General features: G+C 43.3%; 10 protein-coding genes, 2 tRNA genes and 3 rRNA genes. 11 read left to right on the top strand and 4 right to left on the bottom strand.

Going from position 1 to position 19,749, the window contains the following annotated elements; all coding sequences use genetic code 11:
- Positions 1–89: 89 nt before the first annotated feature.
- The gene (locus ACLCDV_RS01350; protein WP_411972748.1) at positions 90–1,514 is read left to right on the top strand and encodes a discoidin domain-containing protein; all 1,425 of its coding nucleotides are present in this window, start codon (positions 90–92) and stop codon (positions 1,512–1,514) included.
- A gap of 196 nt (positions 1,515–1,710) precedes the next feature.
- Here ACLCDV_RS01350 and ACLCDV_RS01355 read toward each other — a convergent pair whose 3' ends face one another.
- The 4 genes from ACLCDV_RS01355 to ACLCDV_RS01370 all read right to left on the bottom strand — a co-directional run bounded on the left by ACLCDV_RS01355 (position 1,711) and on the right by ACLCDV_RS01370 (position 6,275).
- Entirely contained in the window at positions 1,711–1,923 is a 213-nt protein-coding gene (locus tag ACLCDV_RS01355) for a hypothetical protein (protein WP_333575706.1), read from the bottom strand.
- Positions 1,924–2,054: 131 nt separating this feature from the next.
- Entirely contained in the window at positions 2,055–2,234 is a 180-nt protein-coding gene (locus tag ACLCDV_RS01360) for a hypothetical protein (RefSeq protein ID WP_411972749.1), read from the bottom strand.
- 61 nt (positions 2,235–2,295) lie between these two features.
- On the bottom strand, positions 2,296–5,112 hold the full coding sequence (locus tag ACLCDV_RS01365; protein WP_411972750.1) for a hypothetical protein: 2,817 nt from the start codon (positions 5,110–5,112) through the stop codon (positions 2,296–2,298).
- A 5-nt stretch (positions 5,113–5,117) separates the two neighbouring features.
- Entirely contained in the window at positions 5,118–6,275 is a 1,158-nt protein-coding gene (locus ACLCDV_RS01370) for a hypothetical protein (protein ID WP_411972751.1), read from the bottom strand.
- Positions 6,276–7,027: 752 nt separating this feature from the next.
- On the opposite strand from ACLCDV_RS01370, the gene ACLCDV_RS01375 reads away from it, so the two are divergent.
- The 10 genes from ACLCDV_RS01375 (at position 7,028) to ACLCDV_RS01420 (ending at position 19,741) form a co-directional block, all read left to right on the top strand.
- A complete protein-coding gene (locus tag ACLCDV_RS01375; protein WP_201670127.1) occupies positions 7,028–7,189 on the top strand; it encodes a hypothetical protein in 162 nt (53 codons plus the stop codon).
- 112 nt (positions 7,190–7,301) lie between these two features.
- Positions 7,302–8,831, top strand: a 16S ribosomal RNA gene (locus ACLCDV_RS01380).
- Between the two features lie 121 nt (positions 8,832–8,952).
- Positions 8,953–9,026, top strand: a tRNA-Ile gene (locus tag ACLCDV_RS01385).
- A gap of 11 nt (positions 9,027–9,037) precedes the next feature.
- Positions 9,038–9,111: transfer RNA gene (locus ACLCDV_RS01390), tRNA-Ala, on the top strand.
- Between the two features lie 227 nt (positions 9,112–9,338).
- Positions 9,339–12,220 (top strand): 23S ribosomal RNA (locus ACLCDV_RS01395).
- Between the two features lie 126 nt (positions 12,221–12,346).
- Positions 12,347–12,458: ribosomal RNA gene (rrf, locus tag ACLCDV_RS01400) — 5S ribosomal RNA — on the top strand.
- The 16S, 23S and 5S rRNA genes sit together here with 2 tRNA genes alongside, the layout of an rRNA operon.
- Before the next feature lie 393 nt (positions 12,459–12,851).
- Positions 12,852–13,442 (top strand): RNA polymerase sigma-70 factor, encoded by a 591-nt coding sequence (locus ACLCDV_RS01405; RefSeq protein WP_317668739.1) that lies wholly within the window; start codon positions 12,852–12,854, stop codon positions 13,440–13,442.
- 88 nt (positions 13,443–13,530) lie between these two features.
- On the top strand, positions 13,531–14,772 hold the full coding sequence (locus ACLCDV_RS01410) for a FecR family protein (RefSeq protein WP_411972752.1): 1,242 nt from the start codon (positions 13,531–13,533) through the stop codon (positions 14,770–14,772).
- A gap of 35 nt (positions 14,773–14,807) precedes the next feature.
- Positions 14,808–18,299: a TonB-dependent receptor gene (locus ACLCDV_RS01415; RefSeq protein ID WP_411972753.1), complete on the top strand. Its 3,492-nt coding sequence runs from the start codon at positions 14,808–14,810 to the stop codon at positions 18,297–18,299.
- A gap of 35 nt (positions 18,300–18,334) precedes the next feature.
- Positions 18,335–19,741, top strand: coding sequence for a RagB/SusD family nutrient uptake outer membrane protein (locus ACLCDV_RS01420; protein WP_411972754.1), 1,407 nt, complete (start codon positions 18,335–18,337; stop codon positions 19,739–19,741).
- Positions 19,742–19,749 lie beyond the last annotated feature (8 nt).

The raw sequence follows: 19,749 nt of genomic DNA on the forward strand, positions 1-19,749 counted from the left end.
TGATTAAGGTTTACTTTATAGACTATTCTTAAGTAAGCCCTAATCACAACTAAGCTCCATCATATTGATGGAATAAACTTTATTTATCGATGAAAAGGAATTTTAAAATGAGCTGGGCATTTAATGCTATTTTAGGAGCTTTTTTGCTAAGTATGGGGAGTTGTAAAGAAGAAGAATTGGTGTTTCCACAGCAAGTAGAACAGGGGATAGTGGAGACCAAAACGAGACCGACAGCAAGACCGACAAATTTGACTTATCAGGCTTTCTTTAATCAGAAGTTAGAACTCTATTGGCCCGTTTTGTCAGATCGTGTAGCCAAAGCAGAGATTCGTTATACAGAGGGGGCTGAGGAGAAAGTGATTACGGTGAACAAATTTGATGAGCCGACAAAGATCAGTTTCAAAGAATATAAGGATTATACGGTTACAGTTCGATATTTCACTTCGGACGGAACAGCGTCAAAATTGAGTACAGGTTCATTGAGACCTGGGCCTTATGAAGCGGCCTATAAGCTGACCGGGCTTACTTTGGAACCCGTCCCGGGTGGAATAAAGTTTTCATTCCCAAAAACTTCCGATCGGGCCATTGCAACAAAAATTAGCTATGAACTTGAAGGGAAAGAGATCGTTCGAACGTTTGATTCGAATAAAGAGACTGAAATCATTATCTCGAATCTGACAGACGAAACCAAGGAAGTCGCCTTCAAGATCTTATCTATGGATGAAGAATTGAAAGTGGCAGTTGTGGACGAGCGGAAGCAAGCGCCTGGGATATTGGCTTATAAAGGAATACTAAAAACAATGATTGCCTTTATGGACGGGAATAATGGAGGGCTTGAATGGACAAATACAGGTAAAGATCCAGCTACCATTATCGTGAATTACCAATTGAATGGCAAAGCGAAAACGGTACGGATAGATAACAGCACAGATGTTGAAAAAAGATTATTATTCGACCTTGAGGGTAAGCCTACAGCGTTTACTTTTACAATAGAGACGGACGGTCTGACCTCGCCCGTGCAAAATGCTGAGGTAAAGGCACCCACATTGTTGAGTAGGTCGAACTGGTCTGCAGAGGTATCTTCGACCGAATCCAATGAAGGGGCCGCAAATGGAAAAGCGAGCTCGTTGATTGATGGCGATATTGGAACATATTGGCATTCGACCTGGTCTTCGTCAAATAATCCAGTCTACCCGCATTGGTTTATAGTTGATTTTGGGAAAGTGGAAAATTTTGCGCAGTTTGGAATGATACGGAGACATAATAATAGTACGGGCGGTTTTAAAACATTCAATATTGAAACGTCATTGGACAAAACGAATTGGAAGACGGTCGGAAAAGACCTCGATTTTAATTCGGCTATTACTCCGGCTGCGTGGCAGGATTATAATGTATCGATGGTCAAAGCCAGGTATGTCCGCATAACCATGACGGCGCCAATGCGTGCTGGTACGACATCAACGCATTTGGCGGAATTTAGAGCAGCGGGATATGCCCCGATAGTGCTTAAATAATCCGTTTTTAAATTTAACAAAGGAAAGACAGCCCGGCTTAATCCAGATGCCAGGAGAAGATGTCCGGTTTTGAAATCCCCCAGCGAGCAAGCGGCTTTCTGGGGGATTTTTTGCAGCCTTTCATGGAGTAACAAAAGGATTAATACTAATCTAATAAGCATGTCGATAGCACTACGGTGTCCTTAGATAATGGCAATTATTTTTGCGATTTCTCTGGACGTTCAATTCCTGGACTATCGAAGAGACGACGGTAGTAAATAAGTTTACCTGTACTGGTTACTCCTTGAATCGTAATACAGAATCCTTTCACTTTACTGTTATTGGAAAATTTGATCTGCTTGGATGCTGCGGTACTGTCTATTGACAAAAATGGATCGCAATAGAGTGTCATTCGATTATCCTCTTGCATTAGTTCCTTGTCAGCTTCATTAGAATAGTCGCAGTTTTGTAAACTGCTTGATAGGCATATAACCCAATAGGTCTGTTCATCCACATATTTACCAAAATCTCGATCTTTTTCTGATGGTGCCAGCTCAAAAATTAAGACTGCTGCGACCCCGTTAGCAGGTGCCTTCCATCCTCGAGTAGGTAGGCTTTAAACCAGACCGTGTCGGCAGGAATATAATAATCCCTGTCGGTGTGAATAGAAATGCTTTGGTTTTGCGCGTTTAAGTATAACGCTGCGAATAAAGCAATGATGGTGAGTAAAATAGGACGCATTGTGCTCAGATTTTAGATTACTGGCTTTTCTTCATAGCGCTTTTTATATGCTGATTGCATTTTATTTTAAGCCAAATTTTCGAGGGAAATACGTTAAAGATAACATAAAATATTGCGTTAAATTATTGCGATAGCCCTGTGTAAATTCGGTAAGTCCATTATTGATATACAATCCTTTATTCTCCTTGAGTAAATCATAGGCGGATAATTTTAGTTCTAGGTTATTGCCCGGGAGTAAACGATATGTTGTATTCATGTTCCAGATGAACGCATGATCTTTGTAATTGTTAGCGGACGATAACCGACTTGTACCGTTACTATTTAGCTGCCAGCGTTTCGACAATGAATAGCTCATACTTACTCCCGAAGTCCAATAATTGGATATATAGTCATTGTTTTTTTCAGATAGTTTATTGTGCCGCGCATAACGGTTCAAGCCGTTGATCCAGCCAATTTGATAACGATCCAGAATGGTGTAGTAGCTTTTTAAGCTGATATTTTGGCTATTTGTGCCCATTTCTTGTTTTATGGCATCGATAAATTGAATTTTATTTCCCCAGTTGAGGCTAACATCGAATTGAAAATTCAATGCTTGTGTTTTGCTGAGGGGATAGTTTTTATTTAAATAGCCATTAACAGCTAATAAGGGCATTGGAGTAGCAATCTGAACAAGATATCTTTGTTGCTGCCCTTCTTTAAATAAAATGCTGTCTGTCAGTCCCTGTCTATACTGCGTATAACTCAGGCTTATGTTGCCCGAATAGCCATTTTGACGTTGTTCATTAAAGCTTGTCATAAAGGTTGCTTTAGCACGCTGTGTTTTTTTAAGTTGTGTTGCGCCAAAAAAGCGGTAAGCGACATTGCTGTTATCATAAATGGGCCTAAGCTGGTCCAGATTTGGATATTCTTCATCATAATTTAAAGTTAAGGAGCTGTTTATGTTGTATTGGCTGCTTTTGCTATAATATCGACTTAGGCGAACCTGCGGCAAAAATGTCGTGAAAGTTTGTTCCAGGTTGCGATAATCGAGTGTTGAGCGGTTCTCTGCTTTATAGAAACGTAGCCCGGATCCTAATGTCAGACTCATAAAGGAGCTACTTCTTCCTTGTAGATAGTGACTTTTTAGACGAAAGGATTTTTCAAGATTTGGCTCGTATTGAAGCTGATTGAACCTGCTCAGGTGAGTTAAATCCAGGTTGACCTGCGATTGGTCTGCTACTAAATTTACAACATTGTCGTTGGTGTTTGTATGATAGAAACTGAGATTATTTGCAAAGGTCCAATCAAGATATCGAACATTTAGGTTAATATTTTGGCTAAATTCTTTGAGTGATTTGTCGTAGGTTCGATGATCTTGTCTATTTAGTTCCTGTTTATCGGCATTCATATAGGCACTCCGCATTTCATTGAATTGTTGTGTTTCGGAGACTGATCCGCTCCATTTTAATTTATAGCTCAGGAGCTCACCAAATGAATTGCGGTTCTTGGTGCGCACACTCATCGAAGGACTTGAATTGACATCATATAGATCGATGTTGGTATTATAAGATAATCTATTTTTACGGTATTCACCATTATTTTGAACTGTATTTTGTGCATGTTCGTTGGTGTAATTGTATTCGTTGCGGATGACCGAATTGTCTAAGTTGGAGCTGTGCTCAAAATCGGCATCTGCTGTTAGGTTCGTAAATCGATTGCTGACTTTTCCGCCAGTATTGGTATAATTTAGGGCGGCTACGAGGCTTCTCCTTTTGTTGTGGCTTTCGTTATCGTTCGTACGCTGATTATTAACAGCATTGTCATCGGAAAGAAAAGAGGTCGTTGAATGGTCTTTATTGACTGTATTGTCCCAGCGGCTCAACACATTGCTTGTCAATAGGTGTTTTCTATTGACTTGGTTGGTTCCTACAATATCATACTGATACCGACCACTAAGCACATGTTGATTGCTGATCCCTGTACTTAAAAAATCTGAATCAAAATCTGCGTTGATACCGACGCCTTTGAAGCTGGTATTTTTTAATAAATGATCCGTGCTTTGCAGGTATTTATTGCTGTTATTCCCAGAATAGGCGAGTGTATATTGCGATTTATCGGTTGACAAGTTAAAGTTCGCATGTTGTTGGTAACGTTTACTTGTGCCCCTACCGTAAGATAGACTTCCGAAGTACATTTTTTCCTTCCCCTTTTTTAATGTCACATTCATTTCAAGTGCCACATTAAGCGGGTTTTCTTTCTTTTCCTTTTCATTAAGCTTATCGTAGATCTGCAGCTTTTGGACGGCATCTTTGGCGAGATTCTGTAATACGATCGCTTTATTGGATCCAAAAAATTCCTTGCCATTGACCAGTATATTTGGAATCTCTTTTCCATTGTAGGTCAAACTGCCGTCTCCCCATACCACAATGCCAGGGAGTTTACGCAATAGATCTTCTACCACGGCGTTGCTGTCCAGTTTAAAAGCATCAGCGTTAAATTCCAAGGTATCTCCGTTCATTCGCACAGGAGGGAGTACTTCTACTTCCTCGAGTTCGTTCTCCACAAAATCCATGTGGATTTTTCCAAAATTTTTGGATTCATCTTTCTTTAGGATAAATTCCCGTAAAGCTTTCTTAAAACCCTGATAGCGTAATTCCAATAAGTAGGTTTTATTGAAGCCTAGATCGTTAATTGTAAATTTTCCATAGGTATCGGTCAGTGTAATCTTGTCGACGGATTTATTGCCTTTCTCATAAACGGATACGGTAGCGGACCGTAGGACATTGTTATGTGCTGTATCAATTGCAATACCTTCGATTTTGGTTTGAGCAAAGCCGGATATGTTTAATAGTATAAAAAGGACGAGCAGTAGTAAAGTTTGAAAAGATGCTTTGGTCATGGATCTTATTTAAGTTTGAATCGGACAAATACAGGGTTGTTGGATTTTTCCAGGGCTTTGAGCCGTTCGCTGATGGGATGGAATTCTTCCTTTGATTTACTGATGGCAATACGGATGTCACTTGGTGAAAGGAACGAGAAGAGGTATTCGCCATTGCTACTTAGGAGATCTCCGCTCATAAATTTGAGGTAGTCGTTGCTTTTGTCGGGGAGAATATTTGTTAGTCCGATTATATTTTTATTCGTCAGATTTAGGGCAATCCAAAAACTATCTGATTTTTTGAGTTCCACGATGAGGTAGTTTTTATAATTAACGACTTTGTCCAATGTCCGGATTTCCTCGCGATGCGCATTGTAATAATGCATGTAATTTGTATAATCCTTTATCTTTCGGAGTTCATCTAGATTGACTGTATTCTTTAGGGGAAAGACAAATTGGTAGATTTTCGAAACCCCGTTGCTATCCAATTCGAATAATTTGGTTGTATAATCAAAGCTTGCATAGGCTTTATTATTGATGTTTGGACTTAAAGGCTGATGTATGCCATAAGAGATCAGTACGGAGTCCAGTTTTTCATATTTTACAATGACGCTATCTCCGAGTTTTAGCGCGTCGGTTGTTTTAATTTTGGGATCACCTAAGTCTGGGGAATAATATGTCCACTTCTTAGTAGCGATTTGTGTCGCATAGTCCCACTTGTTGTTGCTGTTACTGATGGTATCAATAAAATTTCCATTGAGGTCATAGCGAGCCTTGATGTACGCATGTGATAGCTCAAATCCATGTTCATTAAATTGAATATTGTGGAAGAGCATAGCCCATTTTTCTTTTTCTTCTTTTTGACCGATTACACTATTTATAATTTTCAACAGATTGCCGCGGATATCATAGAGGTAAAATTCACCTTTTGAATTTAATATTCCTATGCGATCTGCGTTGCAGTTCATTTCAACGACCTCGCTTAGGAGCTGATTCTTGGTTCCTTTTAGTGGAATATATTCAAGGTCAGTTAACAGCTCGGAAACTGTGCCACCTTGCGTTGTTTCGGGGATTATCCTAAGCTTTTCAGTTGGAATATCTTTTGCATAAATAAGATTTTGGCCTTTAACGTCTATTTTGCTCAAAATCGACAGCATGGCTAATAAGAGAATGATGGCCCTCATATTTCTTTAAGTTTATTGGTCAGGTTAAAATAAGTAATTAATTGATTATAAAAAATAGTGTTGAGGAAATCAATCGATTGTGTAAAAACAAAAAGAGATCATATTCTTTGAGAATCTGATTACCCAGCGTCTTTCGGCTATTCTTTGTTATTTCTAGGACGGTAGCTCAAAAACGGTTTGGTGGTGGTTAGGTCTTGATTCCATCCTGAGTTGGCCTTAAATAGACTTCGTTAGGGCTTAACTAGACCCTGCGACCGGAATGCATCTATTTTGATCGTATCCTGATTTGTAATTAACAGCAGTATAGCACCGATTTAACAGGGGGTTAATAGGGGTTGTACCCCTGCTAACCCCCTGCTAATTATTAACAAAAATTGAACGAAAAGGATAATGGATCCAGTGCGAAGCCTGCCTCCATACGCTATAGGATGACCTGAGGTTCTCCGAAGGCCCAATCTGGCGGCCGGATCAGCCATTCCAGCCTTCCGGTCACCTGTTTTACAAAAAGAATCTCGCACCGTTACAGGCAGTTAAGAACAAAATGAAATAAATAAGAACAAAAGGCTTGGAAGTTTGTTCCTAAACTCCCTATCTTTGCACCACTCCGCAAGGGAGGGACGGTTACCACGAAAAAGGAAACCATGAAAAAAGAAGGGTTTAAGAGAAGTCTGGCAGGATCTAAAATCCCGTTCAGTTTATTTTAAACGCGGAAATCAAAAAAAAAGGAAAAGAAAAAAAACTTAAAAAATTTTTTGGAAGTTCAGAAAAGATTTCTACCTTTGCAGTCCCAACGGAAACGAAGGGAAAAACAAAACGATAAAGAGTGGCGCAATGCCCATCGGAATAAAGCGGATACGGAAGTTGAAGCGACAAAGTTCTTTAAGAAAACACAATCATGTAAGCGTGACGAGTAGACAAACGAAAGTCATGAACAAATTCAAGTAATTCGTTCAATTCGATCCAAGATCAGAGATATAAAAAAGAATTCTGATTATTATAAATAGTTGGAATCAAAAACTTCATTTTACAATGGAGAGTTTGATCCTGGCTCAGGATGAACGCTAGCGGCAGGCCTAATACATGCAAGTCGGACGGGATCCATCGGAGAGCTTGCTCGAAGATGGTGAGAGTGGCGCACGGGTGCGTAACGCGTGAGCAACCTACCTCTATCAGGGGGATAGCCTCTCGAAAGAGAGATTAACACCGCATAACATCAACAGTTCGCATGTTCAGTTGATTAAATATTTATAGGATAGAGATGGGCTCGCGTGACATTAGCTAGTTGGTAGGGTAACGGCTTACCAAGGCGACGATGTCTAGGGGCTCTGAGAGGAGAATCCCCCACACTGGTACTGAGACACGGACCAGACTCCTACGGGAGGCAGCAGTAAGGAATATTGGTCAATGGGCGGAAGCCTGAACCAGCCATGCCGCGTGCAGGATGACTGCCCTATGGGTTGTAAACTGCTTTTGTCCAGGAATAAACCTAGATACGTGTATCTAGCTGAATGTACTGGAAGAATAAGGATCGGCTAACTCCGTGCCAGCAGCCGCGGTAATACGGAGGATCCGAGCGTTATCCGGATTTATTGGGTTTAAAGGGTGCGTAGGCGGCCTATTAAGTCAGGGGTGAAATACGGTGGCTCAACCATCGCAGTGCCTTTGATACTGATGGGCTTGAATCCATTTGAAGTGGGCGGAATAAGACAAGTAGCGGTGAAATGCATAGATATGTCTTAGAACTCCGATTGCGAAGGCAGCTCACTAAGCTGGTATTGACGCTGATGCACGAAAGCGTGGGGATCGAACAGGATTAGATACCCTGGTAGTCCACGCCCTAAACGATGATAACTCGATGTTGGCGATAGACAGCCAGCGTCCAAGCGAAAGCGTTAAGTTATCCACCTGGGGAGTACGCCCGCAAGGGTGAAACTCAAAGGAATTGACGGGGGCCCGCACAAGCGGAGGAGCATGTGGTTTAATTCGATGATACGCGAGGAACCTTACCCGGGCTTGAAAGTTAGTGAAGAGTGCAGAGACGCACTCGTCCTTCGGGACACGAAACTAGGTGCTGCATGGCTGTCGTCAGCTCGTGCCGTGAGGTGTTGGGTTAAGTCCCGCAACGAGCGCAACCCCTATGTTTAGTTGCCAGCATGTAGTGGTGGGGACTCTAAACAGACTGCCTGTGCAAACAGAGAGGAAGGTGGGGACGACGTCAAGTCATCATGGCCCTTACGTCCGGGGCTACACACGTGCTACAATGGATGGTACAGCGGGCAGCTACATAGCAATATGATGCTAATCTCTAAAAGCCATTCACAGTTCGGATTGGGGTCTGCAACTCGACCCCATGAAGTTGGATTCGCTAGTAATCGCGTATCAGCAATGACGCGGTGAATACGTTCCCGGGCCTTGTACACACCGCCCGTCAAGCCATGAAAGTTGGGGGTACCTAAAGCATGTTACCGCAAGGAGCGTGTTAGGGTAAAACCGATAATTGGGGCTAAGTCGTAACAAGGTAGCCGTACCGGAAGGTGCGGCTGGAATACCTCCTTTCTAGAGTATCGAAGATCGGTGCTCGTCACGTTACATATGATTGCAGAAGAAAAAAACATCAGAAGAAAGTGCCCGCCCCTAAGGGAGCAGGACCGAGAGAAAGAGATGAACAAGATAAGCTAGTCCCGTAGCTCAGTTGGTTAGAGCACTACACTGATAATGTAGGGGTCAGCAGTTCAAATCTGCTCGGGACTACGAAAACGTTTGGGGAATTAGCTCAGCTGGCTAGAGCACCTGCCTTGCACGCAGGGGGTCAACGGTTCGAATCCGTTATTCTCCACGTCTCCGGGGAAGTGTATAGCGATATACTTCATATATACCGGAAAAAGAGTTCTTTGACATATTGAAAGAGAAAAAAATTACAAGAGAAGACAACAGTATAGAGACAATACGTGTATGTGTTCGATGTAGAGAGGAGACCCTCGGTGAATGCCGAACGAATCTTTACGTAGCATACGGGTATATATATCAAAAGCAGCCGCATAGTAGCAAAAGGCTATGCCGGTGAAGAAAGTAAATAAGGGCACACGGGGGATGCCTAGGCTCTCAGAGGCGAAGAAGGACGTGATAAGCTGCGATAAGCTTTGGGGATTGGCAAATGCGACTTGATCCAGAGATTTCCGAATGGGGCAACCTGACTATTTGAAGAATAGTCGTATAAAACGCGAACGCGCTGAACTGAAACATCTAAGTAGGCGTAGGAGAAGAAAATAACAATGATTTCCCAAGTAGTGGCGAGCGAACGGGAAAGAGCCCAAACCGATCATGTTACGGCATGGTCGGGGTTGTAGGACCACGACATTGTACAGCGCTATGAACTGGAAGCAGGTGGGAAACTGCGCGACAAGGGTGAGAGCCCCGTACAGGTAAAGAATGTTGACATAGTGGTATCCTGAGTACCGCGGGACCGGAGAAATCCTGTGGGAATCCACCAGCACCATCTGGTAAGGCTAAATACTCCTGAGAGACCGATAGTGAACCAGTACCGTGAGGGAAAGGTGAAAAGAACCCCGAACAGGGGAGTGAAAAGAACCTGAAACCGTGTGCTTACAAGCGGTTGGAGCAGGCAGGTCCTGTGACAGCGTGCCTTTTGCATAATGAGCCTACGAGTTACTCTTGTCTGGCAAGGTTAAGTCCTTCAGGGACGCAGCCGAAGCGAAAGCGAGTCTTAATAGGGCGCATAGTCAGATGAGGTAGACGCGAAACCTTGTGATCTACCCTTGGGCAGGTTGAAGTTGCAGTAACATGTAATGGAGGACCGAACCGATAAACGTTGAAAAGTTTCCGGATGACCTGAGGGTAGGGGTGAAAGGCCAATCAAACTGGGAAATAGCTCGTACTCCCCGAAATGTTTTTAGGAACAGCGTCGGCGTAGAGTTTGATAGAGGTAGAGCTACCGATTGGGTGCGGGGGAGTCAAATCCTACCAAATCCAGACGAACTCCGAATGCTATCAAATATAGCCGGCAGTGAGGCTTTGGGTGCTAAGGTCCAAGGCCGAGAGGGAAAGAACCCAGACCATCAGCTAAGGTCCCCAAATCCGTTCTAAGTTGAACTAACGAGGTCCGGTTGCCCAGACAGCTAGGATGTTGGCTTGGAAGCAGCCATTCATTTAAAGAGTGCGTAACAGCTCACTAGTCGAGCGGCCGGGCGTGGATAATAAACGGGCATCAAGAACGGTACCGAAGCTATGGATTTGTACTGAAAGATGTACATCTGGTAGGGGAGCATTCCATCGCCGGAGAAGCAGTTTGGCAATGAACTGTGGAGGTTATGGAAAAGCAAATGTAGGCATAAGTAACGATAAGGCGGGTGAGAAACCCGCCCACCGAAAGACCAAGGTTTCCTGATCAACGTTAATCGGATCAGGGTCAGTCGGGACCTAAGGCGCACCCGAAGGGGGCAAGCCGATGGACAACTGGTTAATATTCCAGTACTCTTCATAACTGCGATGTGGTGACGGAGTAGTGACACTGCCGCGAACTGACGGAATAGTTCGTTGAAAGGCGTAGGTATAGGGACGGTAGGCAAATCCGCCGACCCTGCTGAAACCCAATAGTACAGCAAAGCTCCGGTGGCGCTGATAGAGCAGGTAAACAGACTTCCAAGAAAACCCGCTAAGCTTCAGGTTATGAAGACCCGTACCGCAAACCGACACAGGTGGTCGAGGAGAGAATCCTAAGGTGCTCGAGTGAGTCATGGCTAAGGAACTCGGCAAAATGGCCCTGTAACTTCGGGAGAAGGGGCGCTGTCTCGTAAGAGCAGCCGCAGTGAAAAGGCCCAGGCGACTGTTTAACAAAAACATATGGCTTTGCAAAATCGCAAGATGAAGTATAAGGCCTGACACCTGCCCGGTGCTGGAAGGTTAAGAGGGGATGTCATCGCAAGAGAAGCATTGAATCGAAGCCCCAGTAAACGGCGGCCGTAACTATAACGGTCCTAAGGTAGCGAAATTCCTTGTCGGGTAAGTTCCGACCTGCACGAATGGTGTAACGATCTGGGCGCTGTCTCAGCCATGAGCTCGGTGAAATTGTGGTATCGGTGAAGACGCCGATTACCCGCAACGGGACGGAAAGACCCCATGCACCTTCACTATAGCTTAACATTGAGATTGGGTACAGGATGTGTAGGATAGGCGGGAGATGTTGAAGTGGCTTCGCCAGGAGTCATGGAATCAACCTTGAAATACCGCCCTTTCTGTATTCGGTTTCTAACTCCCTTATGGGGAGGACATTGTTTGGTGGGTAGTTTGACTGGGGTGGTCGCCTCCAAAAAGGTAACGGAGGCTTTCAAAGGTAAGCTCAGTACGCTTGGTAACCGTACGTGGAGTGCAATGGCATAAGCTTGCTTGACTGTGAGACCGACAAGTCGAACAGGGTCGAAAGACGGACATAGTGATCCGGTGGTTCTGTATGGAAGGGCCATCGCTCAAAGGATAAAAGGTACGCTGGGGATAACAGGCTGATCTCCCCCAAGAGCTCATATCGACGGGGAGGTTTGGCACCTCGATGTCGGCTCGTCACATCCTGGGGCTGGAGAAGGTCCCAAGGGTTGGGCTGTTCGCCCATTAAAGTGGCACGCGAGCTGGGTTCAGAACGTCGCGAGACAGTTCGGTCCCTATCTGTTGTGGGCGTTGGAAGTTTGAGTGGATCTGACCTTAGTACGAGAGGACCGGGTTGGACAGACCTCTGGTGAACCTGTTATGCCGCCAGGTGTACGGCAGGGTAGCTACGTCTGGAATAGATAAGCGCTGAAAGCATCTAAGTGCGAAACTAGCCACGAGATGAGACTTCCTTATAGGGTCGTAGAAGATGACTACGTTGATAGGCCATAGGTGTAAAGGTTGAGAGACCAAAGCCAAGTGGTACTAATAGCCCGAAGCTTTCTCAAGCAGACAGACACTGTTGTCTTCCTCTTTAATTTTTGAAACATACAGGAAACGAACCTCTTTCAATACATATGTCAGTTGGCATGAAAAACATGATATGAATATCATAGATCATCCAATAAAGATTTTTAGGTGCCTATATCGGCGGTGTCTACCTCTTCCCATTCCGAACAGAGCAGTCAAGCCCGCCAGAGCCGATGGTATTGCCGTAACAGGTGGGAGAGTAGGTCGGTGCCTTTTTTTACACGGAAGCCCTTGCTGGAAACAGTCAAGGGCTTCTTTCGTTTAAGTACTTCCATGGCCATTACACTTCGGCCACTGACCATCACTGCCTATCCTCCGCCTATCGGTTATCGCAGCACAGGACCGTCGGTGAGCCCGGTCCATCGGTAGCTGTTCCGCAACTACCCATCACTGCATATCCGATACGAGCATATCCCTTTTTCAGATTTTTAGTCCCTTAGCTTATATGAACTCTTCCCTTACAGTGGCGATAACATGAATTAATCTCAGTACGCTACGTAAATAATCCTATTTTTTAATGCTATATTTTTTAAGATATGCCCAAATTGTATTCGCATTTGGAGTATTATATAAAATTATGTTCATTTGTTTTTAATAGAGAAACATACCGTGAAAAACAAAGAGGGACAAAGTGATCAAGACTTATTGTTGGCAATGAAAGATAATAGCCGACACGCATTCGATTGTCTCTATCATCGCTATTGGAATAGATTACTGGATGCAGCGTATAGTAAGCTGGGAGATGCTGATGAGGCGCAGGAGCTGGTACAACAGTTATTTGTGGATCTATATCGAAACAGGGAGAGTGTTCAAGTGCGTACGACTTTGGAAGGATATCTTCTTGCCGCCCTAAAATATAAAGTCATTGACCGTTACCGGAAGATGATGCGTCAGACGGAAAAAATGGATACCTGGCAGTCTTTTACAAGTCAAGATGTCCCTTCTCCCGACGCCTTATTAGAAATTAAGGAAACAAATGAAAAGTTGGTTCGTATAATCAATACTTTGCCTGAAAAATGTAAGGAAGTATTCCACTTGAGCCGCTTTGAACATCAGTCTCACCAAGAGATTGCGCAGCAATTGAATATCTCCGAAAGCACTGTCAAGAAACACATCCATAAAGCATTGTTTATCTTACGAAAAGAGATGAAAACAGACTTTTTATTTTGTCTGTTGGCCACGATTTTTATCTCCAAATAGGCGTCGATTTCATCTATACATCCATCGGCTAAGTTCTTTTAGCAGTCAATCATAGGTCTTTAAAAGAAATATTCAAAAAAAATACTTTTTGAATAGAACCTTGACCTCTTTCGTACGACTTATCTATAAACAGGCTAACCAAATGTACAACTATCAACGATTAAAAGAGCTTTTTGAGAAGTTTCTCTCAGGGAATCTAAATGCTTTAGAGCAGCATGAATTGGACCATTGGTACGCACAATCGGAAGATAAGGCGTTTTTCGAGGAAAATCCACAATATCATCAAGCAGATATTCGGGATAAATTGCTCGGTAGCATCCACGAGGAACTTGGAATTGGTGCTGCACACCGGAGTTTGTTAACGATCAGAAGACGTATAGTTCATTATTGGATTGCTGCAAGTTTATTGGTTTTCTTTTTAGCTGGATTGGCTGTATACCATTGGTATGGGAAGATCGGAGCCGAAGGCCAACATCAGATAGCTGCAGAAACAGTAATGCCCGCAAGAGATCAGGCATTGATCCGTCTTGCTGATGGTCAAATAGTCGATCTTGATCAACTGAAACCAGGAACCATCTTACGGGTTGGTAATTGCAATGTGATAAAAAACCAGGATGGCCGGGTTGAGTATGTGGCGGCTAACAGCAATTTGAGCCAAGCGGTCATCAATCAGATCGAAACGCCTAAAGGTGGTACAATTAACTTAAAATTACCGGATGGTACAGAAGTTACCCTTAATGCGGGTTCAACGCTACGCTTCTCTCAGGATTTGGCCAGTCAGGAAATCCGTAGGGTAGAGTTGATCGGAGAGGGGCTTTTTCATGTATCTAAATTGATGGAAAATGGGCATAAGAAACGATTTGTCGTCCATACCGTTGAGCAGGATGTGGAGGTATTGGGCACTATTTTCAATATACAGGCTTATGCTGGAGAAATGCTGACCAAAACAGCGCTTGTGGAAGGCAGTGTTGTGGTAAAGTATCAGCGGGAGAATCGGACCGTCAAATTGAAGCCAGGGTATCAGGCTATTTGGGATAGCAATAAAAAGGATGTCGATGTCGAGCCTTTCGAGAATACCATTCAACTCGACTGGATCCATGGCGATTTTGTCTTTGAGAACGAATCCCTGAAGAGCGTGCTCGATAAGGTCTCGCGCTGGTACAATGTGGATATAAAATATGAAAAGAGCTATCCCGATGTCACATTCTACGGTAGCGTCTCGCGTAAAAATAGTCTTGCCGATGTTTTGGAACTCTTGAAAAAAACTTCAAATATCACATTTCGCGTTACCATGAGCAGTCAAGGAGAGAAAACGCTGATTGTTGAATAGACGTAAGTACCTAATCTCATTATACCTAACTAACTATGAAAGAACAGTTACCTAATTTATGGACTGAAAGTCCATTAAGCCCCCCTGTTGGGCGGATGCTTAGAAAGGGCGCACTTGCAATGTACCTTATCGTTCCATCTTTTTTTCCTGGAATTAGCTTGGCCAGCGGACAGTCTATTACGCTACATCGGCAAGGTAAGCTATCGCAGATCTTAGAAGAGGTTAAAAAGCAGACTGGATACGACTATATCCTGACGGGGGAACTTGCCAAAAAGGCTGGATCTGTTGACGTGGATCTCAACAAAGCAACAATAAAGGAAGCGCTCAACACAATTTTTGAAGGGCAGAACCTCGACTACCTGATGGAAGGAAAGTCGATTGTCGTGGTAGCCAAAAAGCCAACAGCTGCGCAGCAGCAAAGTGTAAGTGGTATCGTTGTCGATGCCAATGGTAAACCGCTGGCGGGTGCTACAATTCGTGTAAAAGAAAAGGCGACTATACAGACCAGTAGTGGGTCGCAGGGTGAGTTTCGGATTGCAGCAAAAAAAGGGGATATACTGATCGCCACTAGTATAGGATACCGTACTGTCGAACAAAAGGTTGAAGCAGGAAATGTATTAATTAGAATGACGGTCGCGGATAACGTGATTAATGATGTCGTCGTCGTAGGGTATGGTACAACAAAACGTAGTGATTTAACAGGTTCTGTAGCTTCTGTAAATCCTTCGGAAATAAAGAATGTACCCTTTACGAGTATTGATCAGGCTTTGTCTGGTAAGGCTGCTGGGGTACAGGTGGTACAATCGGATGGCTCGCCCGGTGCTGTAGCACGCATCAGAATCCGCGGGGGTGCCTCACTGTTGGGCACAAATGAACCCCTGTATATTATTGATGGCATACCTGTCAATGTGCAAAATCGCTATGTGTCGAGCAGTGCAGAAGTTGTTAATCCGATGGAAAGTTATTACGGCGATGATATGGGCAGTATGGTATCGGGATCTTTTAACAGGGGGCTCAATAGCTTGGCAGGCTTAAATATCAATGATATCGAAAGCATAGATATTCTTAAAGATGCTTCCGCGACCGCCATCTATGGGTCCAAGGCAGCGAATGGCGTAGTTATTATTACCACAAAAAGAGGCCTTGCAGAGAGTAAACCAATTTTGGACTTTAATTATTATACGGGGCTTACTTCTCCTTTTAAGGAAAAGATACTCAATGCAGATCAATACAAGATGATTATGAAGGAGGCAGCCCATAATCTCAATATAGCAAGGAGTAATATGGGGCTTCCGCCGAGCGCGACACCTACAGCCATTGAAAACGATCCTAAGTTTTTCGGAAATAACAATACGGATTGGCTAGGCTTGGTTTTACGGAAAGGGATCCTTCAGAATGCTGATTTATCGGTGCGTGGGGGGGGCATGAATACAAAGTATTATACTTCCTTAGCTTATAATAATCAACGGGGAACAATTATTGGCACAGACTTTAATCGACTGTCGGGTAAAATAAATTTGGATGCGACGATTGCCCCGCGCTTTCGTATGAATACCAATGTTGATTATAGCTATACGACAAATCATATTACAAATGGAGCCTATACGCAGGCGCTGTTTGCACCGCCAACAGAGTCCCCTTACAATGCTGATGGTACTTTTTCCAACTTTGGCTTATTGCATGCGGCATATCAGGGCTATCAAAACCCTTTGGCAATGGCCTCGGGGATCAATCAGGGAAAGACGGGTATGTTGCTGGGCTCCTTAGCCGCAGAGTGGGATATCTTGCCCGAGCTGAAATGGCGCTCGGTGGGATCAATCAATTATAGCACTTATAATCAATTGAATTATGTGCCCAGCTATGTGATGATGAGTGGCTTTTATGGTGCTGGGGATTCAAACGGGGGGACAGGAAGTCAGGCTCATACCGAATCGATCAATACATTCATCGAAAACACATTAACCTGGGACAAACAATTTAATGAAGACCATCGTCTGAATGCATTGATTGGGACATCATGGGAAAATTATAAGATGAATTTTTTCTCGGCTTCCGGCGCTGGTTATCCGGATGATAATTTTCTGAACAATTTAAATTCCGCTGCGATTCCAGTAGCTGTTAAGGGGAGTAGCCCTGCACAAACGAATGCGTTGTTATCGTTCTATTTGCGTGCTAATTATACGTGGAAAGACCGTTATCTCTTTACATTCACAGGTCGTTCTGATCGTTCATCCAAATTTGCTCCTGCAAATCAGACAGCCTATTTTCCTTCAGGTGCTGTAGCATGGAAAATTTCGGAAGAGGAATTTATGAAAAGCGTCCCTTGGATAGACGAGCTGAAAATTCGCGTCAGCGCAGGTAAAACGGGGACACAGAATATTGGAAGTAATCTTTATAGAACCTTATACTCGCCAGTAAGTTATGCCGGTAAAAATGCATTTATTCCGACACAGTTGGGTAATGACAAAATTAAGTGGGAGGCGACCACTCAGAAAGATGCCGGTCTGGATTATGCGTTCTTCAAAGGAAGATTAAGGGGATCCATCGGATATTATGAAAAGATTACGGACGGTTTATTGCTCAATATTACAACCGCGCCTAGCTCTGCCTATTCGAATGTGGTGCTTAATATTGCTAAAATTCGTAATCGGGGGCTAGAGTTTGATATTCGGGGTGACTTGATTAGAAAACAAGATTTCAATTGGAATTTGGCCCTCAATATTTCGAAGAATAGGAATAAGGTCTTAAATATCAATGGTGGACCGTTTTCGAACCCCAATGATCGTGATGGATTAAATCTAGGGACAAGTATTGTTAAGGAAGGCGAATCGTTAGGTTTGTTATATGGGTATGTAACCGATGGCCTGATCCGAACTGCGGATGAGCTTAAGGCTTATAAAGAAAGTTTTCCTTTCCTAGAGTACATGGAATATTACATTGGAGTGGGGGATATGAAATATAAATTAGACCCCAATGGCATCGGGGAAGGTGAACCTTTTTACAAACAGGATATTATAGGTAATGCAACGCCGGATTTTTTTGGCGGTATCACCAACACACTCAATTATAAAAACTTCGGACTGACCACACTATTTACATTTTCTTATGGTAATGATTTGATCTATCAGTCGGATATTGCTAATGGCTCCGCCGATAATTTGGCAAATCGAGGTGTGAGCGTATTGGGAAGATACAATGAGAATAATACTACGGCGACAAGACCAAGGCTGCTTTACGGTACGGCACAGTTTAGACCATTAGCAGATGTCAATGTGTTCGATGCATCCTATCTCAAACTTAAGTCTATTACCTTGTCTTATAATTTTGGAAAATCTTTGCTGAATGGATTAAAGTTGAGAAGTGGCTCGGCCTATGTCTCGGCTACAAATCTCTTTACAATTACGCATTATCCGGGAATGGATCCCGAGGTTTCTGATGATCCTACGTCAGTCATTGGTGGTGGGCGCGATATTTCTGCCTACCCAGCGAATAGGATGTTTTCCTTTGGACTACGATTTGGTTTTTAAAACATAAAGCTGATTTAAGAAAATAAATTAAACGAATGAAAAAGAGCTTTCTACTATATTTCCTGTTAGCAGCATTAATAGGAATGAATACATCCTGTGACAAGACGCTAAATGCGTTACCGACACAGGAAAAAGTTGACGACAATGTCATTGTGGATCAAAAGAGTGCAGAAATTGCATTAAATGGGGTGTATTATTTATTTGTCAATGTAACTGAAAACAGGACAACTGGTCTACCTGGGACTACCTGGGCACCGTCGCATGAAATACTTCCGGCACAGTTCGCAGGTCTCATTGAAAATTATCAGGGGCCCAGTCGCCCTGAAATGCATACGATGACCGCAAAGGATAATGGCGAAGTTCTGCCGATATGGAGCGGAAATTATAAACTTGCGAATGCTGCCAACGGCGTGATAGCGGGCCTTGAAGCATTGAGTGAAGAGAAATTTAGCGGAAGCAGACGTACGGAGATACTTGGAGAAACCCGGTTTTTACGCGCCTATGCCAATTTTAAGTTATTAGCATACTATGGCGAATTTTTTGACAGCAGTAGCAAATTCGGGGTCATGATACGTACAAAACCTGTTACGGTATCGACTATAGCTACTGTTCGTAAAAATGTTGCCGATAGTTACGCGTTTATCCTGGACGATATTGATTACGCAATAGCAAATGCGCCAGAGAATAATCCAAACTACTATGCAACCAAATGGGCTGCCATGCTGCTGAAAATGAGGGTCCTGATGTTACGACAAGCTCCCGCTGATTATACTGCCGTCATTACATTGGCGAATCAACTCATTGAACAATCCCCATATGCCCTTGAAGCCCATGTTGAGGACCTTTTTTCTACAAAAGGGTTGGCTAGTAAAGAGGTGATTCTTGGTACAAAAGCTTTTGCTAACCAAATTGCAGAAATGGAAAAGTACTATTTCCGCGCTAATTATAATTATAATGCAACGCCATTTTTATTGGATCTCTTAAAGAATGATCCAAGGGCCAACTGGATGATTGGCACAGTAACCAAACGTCAGGTTTTTAAGAAACATTCCGGCGGACAAGCGGAAGCTAAGTTTGTATTTCGTTTGACCGAAGCTTATTTACTGAAGGCTGAGGCTCTTGCCAAATCGAATGGCAGCTTGACAGAAGTCCGGGACCTACTTAAAATGGTCAAATCGAAAGCTGGCATTACGGATTTTACAGCATTAAATGCAATGAATACGCGAGAGCAGTTGACTACGGAAGTTTTTAGAGAACTCATGCGAAGTCTCGTTGCAGAGGACGGTTCGGACTGGATGGCCTTGTTACGTTTACCTTTTGATACGATTAAACAACTGAATGGTAATATGAAAGCGAGATGGCAGTATATCCTACCTGTACCTTATTCAGAATATGAAAAAAATCCAACGTTTGGAGATCAAAATCCTGGGTATGGGTGGTAAAAGTTAGT

Origin of the sequence: Sphingobacterium sp. Lzh-3 (assembly GCF_046764375.1) — a bacterium.
Taxonomy (GTDB): Bacteria; Bacteroidota; Bacteroidia; order Sphingobacteriales; family Sphingobacteriaceae; genus Sphingobacterium.